We start from the raw sequence: 8,201 nt of genomic DNA on the forward strand, positions 1-8,201 counted from the left end.
TTGTTACTTTGTATTTGTAATTAATCAGAGTGAGCAATAAGGGTGGTTTTTATGTTTTTTACGGCTAACTGGAAAGTCCATGTATAAGCAATTAATTGAAAAAATAAATAGCAATCAGACATTTATGTTTAGTCTTTTGTTTTTTTCGTTTTTTTTACACTTACAGTTAAGAACCCCCTTAAATGGAATATTATTATATATATTACTCTCACTTTTTAGTGCTCTACTCTTGGTTAATGTAAAAAATATAAAGCAATCATTTCAAAAAAATAGCAGCTTAAATTATTTATTATTATTAAATTTTTGGGCTTTTCTATCAATCTTCTGGTCAGAAACAAGTGCACTCTCTTTATACAGATTTTATTATCAAATTTTGATGTTACTTTCTGTTGCATATATCTTACATAGTCTTAATTATAAAAAACGAGAAAAAGTATTATTAGTCTTTTTTTATGTACTATTAGTTATCGACCTTTTCGTAATAGCATTTATACCTTCTCTTGGCCAAATGGGTAATGGAATATCAGGGCTTCATTACCATAAAAATCAATTAGGTGGAATTTTAGCTATTATTTCAGTTTTTTTTTATTTTAGTAGTCAATCAACAATTAAGAAAAAATCCTTTTCACTGATATTGATTGCAGTTTGTTTTTTGATTGGTGCCAAAACAGCATTTTTTACAGCGTCTATATGTATTTTAATGCCATTAATTTTAAAACATCTGATGTCTTTTTTTAAGTTTAATTCACTCTTATATGTTGTTAAGTGTTTATCGATTTTACTGCTTTTTATCGTGTTTATATTAGTGCCATTTTATATTGAGAATATATTAGATTTTTTTGTCTATGATTTACCGCCTGAAATATTAACGGGCAGAGGCGCAATTTGGAGTTTGGCATTATCGTCTTTAGATTCTTTCTATGTGGGTGAGGGTTTTTCTTCTTTTTGGCAAGTTGATGAGTCTGTATCAGTTGTTGCAGCAAATGCTATTGATAATGAAACTATGTGGTTCTTAAAAATAGAGCAAGCTCATAATGGTTATATTGATATGTTGCTATCTTTGGGTACAGTAGGCGTGTTTTTGTTAATGCTTTTAATCTACAAGTCGCTAATCAATAGTTTAATAGCCTTCAGGTATGGAAATTTACTACCGTTGTCAATTTGGCTTTTGACTATTTTATTCAATTTTACTGAAACTAGTTTTATGTATTACTTTTCTCCAACTTGGTTTGTTTTTTTACTGTACACAGTTCCTGCTTATGAAAAGTTAGACAAGGATAATTCTGATGTTTAGCTATAAATCTTCGTTAGCTATATTTCTAGCAAAAATACTCTCTATGGTAGCAATATTTATATTTGGAGCATTTGTTGCCAGGTTTTATGGCGTAGAGAAATTTTCAAGCTTTATATTTATACAATCGTTAATGTTCTTTTTCTCTTTTATTTATCATATGGGAATAGATCAGCTTATATACAGAGAACTTTCGCTCCATAGGAACCCAACAAATGTAAACTACTTAACCTTGGTATTTAAATATAAGTTAATTTCATTTGTAGGTTATGCATTAATCATTTGGTTAATATTGTTTTTATTGGATGAGACCCATTATGAGAGCATTTTCTTATCATTGATATTTTATCATTTCTCTAAAGGAATTATTGTTTTTAGGCAATCTCTTGAGACGAAGGCATTGGGAATAATTATATTAGCCACAGATGTATTTTCTTCAATATTGGCTATCCTGATATGTTGGCTTTTATATACTTATCAAGTGGCTAACTTCTTGTGGTACTTTTGGCCCGTATACGTTCTTTTGAGTACTTATTTTCAATATATTTATATAAATCATGAAAAAGTTAACTATATATGTGAAAAGGGATTTTTTGACCTAAAGCCTATTTTTAAAGAAGCATCTCCATTACTTTTTGCCGTTTTGCTCAGTGCTATTTTTATGCAATCTGATGTAATAATGTTGAAGTATTTTGGCTCACATCTAGATGTGGGGACATATGGTGTTGCTATGTCACTTATTCAGCCTTTTCTGATTATCCCTACAATTTTAATGACTGTCTTATTTTCAAAATTAACTTATTTTTATATGCAGGAAAAGCAAACGTTTTGGATAATGATGAAAAGCATTTCCAATATTATGTTCTTCTTGGCTCTCATAACGGTTACAGGGTTTTATTTATTGTCAGAGTTTGTAGTTCATACTTTTTTTGGTAAGGAATTTGATGCATCTGTTGAAGTCTTGCGCTTATTATCTATTAACTTTTTATTTACTTTTCCTGCGGCGGTCTATTCTCGCTACTTAATTTTAGAAAGGGAGACCAGACATGAATTTAGAAAGACACTCCTTGCTGCGTTGTTAAATATTATTTTAAATTGTTTACTAATACCTCAATATGGTGTCATGGGAGCAGTAGCTGCATCATTAGTTGCCTATTTCACTTCTGACTTCGCATATTACTTGTTCTTCTACAGAGATATTAGGCTTACTCGTATTTTGGTGAACTCTATAAATATTTTTTTAGTTTATTTTTCCTTATGTAGCCTAAGAAGCACATTAAGTAAAAAGTAAGTTAGCACATCTTGTGATTTTGGCTTACTAGCTGAAGTTGCGAAAGTATCGTTCCAGTAGTACTGAGAGGCTTAATATGTATAAATTTGCCGTAGTAATAACAGCTTATAATATTGAAAATTATATCGATGAAGCAATTCTAAGTGTGTTGAAGGCTGTTAAATTGTTTTCTAATGTACAAATAATTGTAGTTGATGATGGAAGTACAGACTCTACATTAAGTAAAATTAAAATGTACGATGATTCCGATTTTTTCACTTTAATTTCTAAAAATAATGGTGGTCAATCTTCAGCACGTAATGCCGCGTTAGAAGCTATAAATTCAGAATTCGTAATGTTCTTAGATGGAGACGACTATATCGAAGAAGAGATCTTTCTTAGTATAGATAAATTAGTAACAACTTTATCACCAGACATAATCACTTTTGATGCTACAGAGTTTTTAGATGATGGCTATATAGACACTGTTAGACCTCCAAGCTTTTCTAGGCCTGAACAATGTTATGGAAAGATTTTAAATAGTGTTGAGTATTTTAATATTTGTATTCAAGAGAATAAGTACAATGTATCACCTTGTATGTACTTCTTTAAGGCAGAGTTGCTGAATTATGTATCTTTCCATGAAGGTATAATGTTTGAAGATAATCTTTTTACCACTGATTTATTATTAGAAGAGCGTAATTCAAAAGTTTATTGTTTAAATGAACCCTTATATTGCCGTCGGTTAAGACCTAGTTCTGTTATGACAACGTTAAATTATGATTTCTGGTTTACTAGTTTAAAAACAGTTTTGTTGACTTTAATTAACCAAAAGGCATCCAGGTCAGATGTAAAAGGTTATCGGCAATTTACTTCGAATATATTAACTACAACGTGTTTTACATTTTGGATGCAAGCTAACTCAGTTAAAAAATTTAAAGACTTTTCATCTTTACTAATTACTGTTCTGCTTAAATGGCCTGCTATATTTCTATCTTTTCGTTTTATTGCATCTTTAATTTTTGGAAAGAAATATATGGCTATTGCTAGTTTTATAAAGGGTAAGCTTTAAAATGAATAAGAAGTTTTTTCATAAATTACATAGTGATTCAAAAGTAAAAAAAATATTACATTGGACTATTTATCGCATAGGAAAGTTTAGAGCCTGCAGTTTCGATGTTGGAATAGAGTGTCGATTTGGTTTTCCACTTTGGTTAGATGGTGCAAAAATTAAAATTGGTGATTATTCATATTTGGGGCCAAGAGCAAATATTAATTCGGAAATCACAATAGGTAAAGGAGTGCTAATTTCTTCAGATTTTAGACTTGCTGGTAATGATCACGATTATAGAAAAATTGGACAACCTTTAAGAGTTGCCCCTGCTAAACAAGTTAACAAAACAATTATTGAGGATGATGTTTGGATTGGTTCACGTGTCACATTAAAAGCAGGTATAAAGATTGGTAAAGGTGCTATTGTAGCCACAAATTCTTTTGTAAATAGGGATGTACCTGCATACTCTATTGTCGGTGGTATACCTGCGAGAGAAATATCCAAAAGGTTCAATGAAGAAGAAATAATTACCCATGAAGAAAAAATATATGGTGAAGTATAGTGAACTGTAAAAATTTGACGATTATTGTTTTGACTTTTAATGAAGAATTACACATTAAAAGATGTTTAGAATCATTTTTAAGTCTAAATGCTAGGATAATAGTAGTTGACAGTTTTTCAAATGATAAAACTTGCCACATAGCTAAAAGTTTTGGCGCAGAAGTATTTAAAAATCCTTTTATTAACCAAGCACAACAATTTCAATGGGCAATAGATAATTGTAATATTTCATCTGATTGGGTACTACGATTAGACGCAGATGAAACAGTCGATAATGTGTTAGTCGAAAACATTAATTCATTTATCCTAAAAAATGGAAATGGTCATAATGGAGCTATCTTCAATCGTAAGCATATCTTTTTGGGTAAATGGGTAAAATATGGTGGCAGGTATCCATTACCGATGTTGCGCTTATTTAGGCGAGGTACAGCCCACATTGAGCAACGTTGGATGGATGAGCATATTGTTTTAGATGAAGGGAGCTCCTGTTTATTAAAGGGAGGCTTTGCTGATGATAATCTGAATTCAGTATCTTGGTTTATTGATAAGCATAATAAGTATGCTTCGCGTGAGGTAGTAGATATTATGCTTAAACGGCTCTTACCAAACTCTGATAGTAAAATAAATGCAGCTACAAGCCTATCTATTAAGCTTAAACGTTTTTTTAAGCAGTCCGTATATATGAGACTTCCTTATTTTGTAAGACCGTTTGTATATTTTAATTTCCGATATTTTTTACAACTAGGTTTTCTAGATGGTTCAAGAGGCTTTGCATATCATTTCATGCAGGCATTCTGGTACCGTACATTAGTTGATCTAAAGTGTATAGAAATCGAGAAAGAATGGAATAATACAAATACAAACAATGAAAAATTAGCGATTCTTGAAAGACTAACTGGTTATAGCTTGGATAAATATAAATGAAGTTAATTTTACAAAGCTTGAATTACTCGCCAGAGCTAACCGGAATTGGTAAATATAATGGTGAGATGTGTCCTGAGCTAGTAAAGCGCGGCTTAATGGTAACAGCAATAGTTGCACCACCTTATTATCCAGAATGGCAGGTACATGAAGGTTTCAAAAAATTTAGCTACCAGAGCGATAATATTAATGGGGTTAATGTTGTGCGTTGCCCGCTTTATGTCCCATCAAAAGTAACCACACTAAAGCGACTCATTCATTTAAGTACGTTTGCGTTGACTTCAACCTTTGCCTTAGTGGGTCGTTTATTTAAAAAGGCTGATGTAATAATGTTGGTACAACCAACGCTGTTTTGCGCCCCGTTTACCTTACTTTATGCCAAATTAACGGGTACTAAAGCGGTCATGCACATTCAAGATTATGAAATTGATGCCCTGTTTGGTCTTGGTATGATGGGCGATGGCATGGCTGCAAAGTTAGTTAAAGGTATTGAACGCTGGTTGATGCGCCGTTTTGATGCAATTTCGACTATCTCTTATTCAATGATTGAAAATGCAAAAGTCAAAGGTGTTGATACTGCCAAAATTATTCATTTTCCGAATTGGTCCGATACTGATTTTGTGACGCCGGAAACGTGTGGCGCACAATTAAAAGCACGGTGGGGTTTTGCTCCAAGTGATAAAATTGTCTTGTACGCGGGCAATATTGGTAATAAGCAGGGCCTCGAAGTGGTACTAGATGCTGCAGTGCAATTTCAGTCACAAACAGATGTTAAGTTTGTATTAGTTGGCGCAGGTGCTTATGTTGATACGCTTAAAGATAAGGCGGCGCAATTGAAGTTAGGTAATGTTTATTTTAAACCCCTTCAACCGTGGGAATTAGTTCCTCAAATGCTAGCCCTGGCTGATATACATTTGGTTGTACAAAAAAAAGGTGCGGCAGATGCTGTACTGCCATCCAAACTAACAAATATTTTATCGGCAGGTGGTCATGCGTTAGTGACCGCTGAGCTAGATACTGAACTTGGTCAAATTGCTACTAAGCATCCTGGTATATTTAATTGTGTAGAGCCAGAAAATACTACCGCTTTTATTGATGGCTTAAGCAAAATGCTTTTAGTTAATAACACTGAGCATAATTCAATTGCACGTCAGTTTGCTGAGCAGTTTTTATCAAAAGACAAAATTTTAGATCAGTTTGTTTCAGACTTAACTAAGTTAGTTAAAAAGAGTTAGTTTTTTTGAGTTTTGGCTCATCAATAACGTTTTTAAAAATAGAAAGACAAGCTATTGCTTGTGATTGAAAAAGGGAATACAAAAATGTCGAAGAAAGTTGCGCTAATTACCGGTGTTACTGGCCAAGATGGCTCATACTTAGCTGAGTTGCTATTGGAAAAGGGATACGAAGTACATGGTATTAAACGTCGTGCCTCAAGTTTTAATACTGAGCGCGTTGATCATATTTATCAAGATCGCCATGAAACTGATCCTCAGTTTTTTTTACATTACGGTGATTTAACTGACACATCTAATTTGACGCGCATTTTGAAAGAAGTGCAGCCAGATGAAGTTTATAACTTAGGTGCACAAAGCCACGTTGCTGTTTCTTTTGAAGCGCCAGAGTATACAGCAGATGTAGATGCAATAGGTACATTGCGTTTATTAGAGGCTATTCGCTTTTTAGGGCTTGAGAAAAAAACTAAATTTTATCAAGCATCAACGTCTGAACTTTATGGTGAAGTACAAGAAATACCTCAGAAAGAAACTACACCGTTTCATCCTCGATCGCCTTACGCAGTAGCAAAAATGTATGCTTATTGGATAGTAGTGAATTATCGCGAGTCTTATGGTATGTATGCGTGTAATGGCATTTTATTTAATCACGAATCGCCACGTCGTGGTGAAACATTCGTAACCCGTAAAATTACTCGTGCTCTAGCTAATATTTCTCAAGGTTTAGAAAAGTGTTTGTATTTAGGTAATATGGACGCATTACGTGATTGGGGACATGCTAAAGACTACGTTCGTATGCAGTGGATGATGTTACAACAAGATGTTGCGGAAGATTTTGTAATTGCAACAGGTAAGCAAATTTCAGTCCGTGATTTTGTTCGTTTATCAGCTAAAGAGCTAGGTATAACACTTGAATTTAGCGGTGAAGGCGTTAACGAAATTGCAACAGTGGTTGCGATTGAAGGCGACAATGCTCATGCGCTAAACGTAGGCGATGTGATTGTTAAAGTTGACCCGCGTTATTTCCGCCCCGCAGAAGTAGAAACTTTATTAGGCGATCCTTCAAAGGCAAAAGCAAAACTGGGTTGGACACCAGAGATCACTGTTGAACAGATGTGTGCTGAAATGGTGCAAAATGATCTAGGCAAAGCCAAGCAACATGCCATTTTGAAAACTCACGGTTATAACATAAGCGTGTCTGTAGAGTAACTTTTAATTTACTGTTGCTGCATTTTACTATGCAGCAACTTTTACATGGATCTATTATGAAAAATGTTTTTGTAGCAGGGCATAAGGGAATGGTAGGTTCTGCTATTGTTCGTCAGCTAGCCTCAAACCCTGATATTAACCTAATTACAAAAGACCGCAGCGAGCTCAATCTATTAGACCAAAACGCTGTTGGTTTATTTTTTGAGAATAATAAAATTGATCAAGTTTATTTAGCCGCAGCAAAAGTGGGGGGGATTATTGCTAATAATACTTATCCAGCGGAGTTTATTTATGAAAACTTGACTATTCAGAATAATATTATTCACAGTGCTCACATGGCAGGTGTTCAAAATTTATTGTTTTTAGGTTCTTCATGTATTTACCCTAAGTTAGCCAAACAGCCAATGTCTGAAAGCGCTTTATTAACTGATACCTTAGAGCCGACAAATGAACCTTACGCAATAGCTAAAATTGCAGGTATAAAGATGTGTGAGTCTTATAACCGCCAATATGGTCGTAATTACCGCTCGGTAATGCCAACGAATTTATATGGTGAAAACGATAACTTTCACCCTGAAAACTCTCATGTTATTCCGGCACTGTTACGTCGTTTTCATGAAGCAAAGTTCAACAACGATGAGAAAGTTATTGCTTGGGGATCTG

8 protein-coding genes are annotated in these 8,201 nt (G+C 33.7%); all 8 read left to right on the top strand.

The features are described from left to right. Positions 1–79 precede the first annotated feature (79 nt). Positions 80–1,294: an O-antigen ligase family protein gene (locus tag N523_RS0118285; RefSeq protein WP_028835744.1), complete on the top strand. Its 1,215-nt coding sequence runs from the start codon at positions 80–82 to the stop codon at positions 1,292–1,294. After that, complete coding sequence (locus N523_RS0118290; RefSeq protein WP_028835743.1) at positions 1,287–2,582, top strand: oligosaccharide flippase family protein; 1,296 nt, start codon at positions 1,287–1,289, stop codon at positions 2,580–2,582. The genes N523_RS0118285 and N523_RS0118290 overlap by 8 nt, the downstream gene beginning before the upstream one ends. A gap of 76 nt (positions 2,583–2,658) precedes the next feature. Next, complete coding sequence (locus N523_RS0118295; RefSeq protein WP_028835742.1) at positions 2,659–3,633, top strand: glycosyltransferase family 2 protein; 975 nt, start codon at positions 2,659–2,661, stop codon at positions 3,631–3,633. Position 3,634: 1 nt separating this feature from the next. Further along, positions 3,635–4,177, top strand: coding sequence for an acyltransferase (locus tag N523_RS19180; protein WP_051440342.1), 543 nt, complete (start codon positions 3,635–3,637; stop codon positions 4,175–4,177). Continuing rightward, positions 4,177–5,100 carry a glycosyltransferase family 2 protein gene (locus N523_RS0118305; RefSeq protein ID WP_028835741.1) on the top strand — a complete coding sequence of 308 codons (924 nt, stop codon included), beginning with the start codon at positions 4,177–4,179 and terminating at the stop codon, positions 5,098–5,100. The genes N523_RS19180 and N523_RS0118305 overlap by 1 nt, the downstream gene beginning before the upstream one ends. Then, complete coding sequence (locus N523_RS0118310) at positions 5,097–6,332, top strand: WcaI family glycosyltransferase (RefSeq protein WP_028835740.1); 1,236 nt, start codon at positions 5,097–5,099, stop codon at positions 6,330–6,332. Before N523_RS0118305 ends, N523_RS0118310 begins: the two co-directional genes overlap by 4 nt. A gap of 84 nt (positions 6,333–6,416) precedes the next feature. Continuing rightward, on the top strand, positions 6,417–7,538 hold the full coding sequence (gene gmd, locus N523_RS0118315; RefSeq protein ID WP_028835739.1) for a GDP-mannose 4,6-dehydratase: 1,122 nt from the start codon (positions 6,417–6,419) through the stop codon (positions 7,536–7,538). A 56-nt stretch (positions 7,539–7,594) separates the two neighbouring features. Then, on the top strand, positions 7,595–8,201 hold a 607-nt coding region (locus tag N523_RS0118320), incomplete at its 3' end, for an NAD-dependent epimerase/dehydratase family protein (RefSeq protein ID WP_028835973.1).

This window comes from Pseudoalteromonas sp. 23_GOM-1509m (assembly GCF_000518425.1).
GTDB lineage: Bacteria > Pseudomonadota > Gammaproteobacteria > Enterobacterales > Alteromonadaceae > Pseudoalteromonas > Pseudoalteromonas tetraodonis.

Excerpts from the sequence above, each read along its gene's own strand:
- N523_RS19180 (WP_051440342.1), top strand. The coding sequence starts at position 3,635 with ATGAATAAGAAGTTTTTTCATAAATTACATAGTGATTCAAAAGTAAAA.
- gmd (WP_028835739.1), top strand. The coding sequence starts at position 6,417 with ATGTCGAAGAAAGTTGCGCTAATTACCGGTGTTACTGGCCAAGATGGC.
- N523_RS0118290 (WP_028835743.1), top strand. The coding sequence starts at position 1,287 with ATGTTTAGCTATAAATCTTCGTTAGCTATATTTCTAGCAAAAATACTC.
- N523_RS0118285 (WP_028835744.1), top strand. The coding sequence starts at position 80 with ATGTATAAGCAATTAATTGAAAAAATAAATAGCAATCAGACATTTATG.
- N523_RS0118310 (WP_028835740.1), top strand. The coding sequence starts at position 5,097 with ATGAAGTTAATTTTACAAAGCTTGAATTACTCGCCAGAGCTAACCGGA.
- N523_RS0118295 (WP_028835742.1), top strand. The coding sequence starts at position 2,659 with ATGTATAAATTTGCCGTAGTAATAACAGCTTATAATATTGAAAATTAT.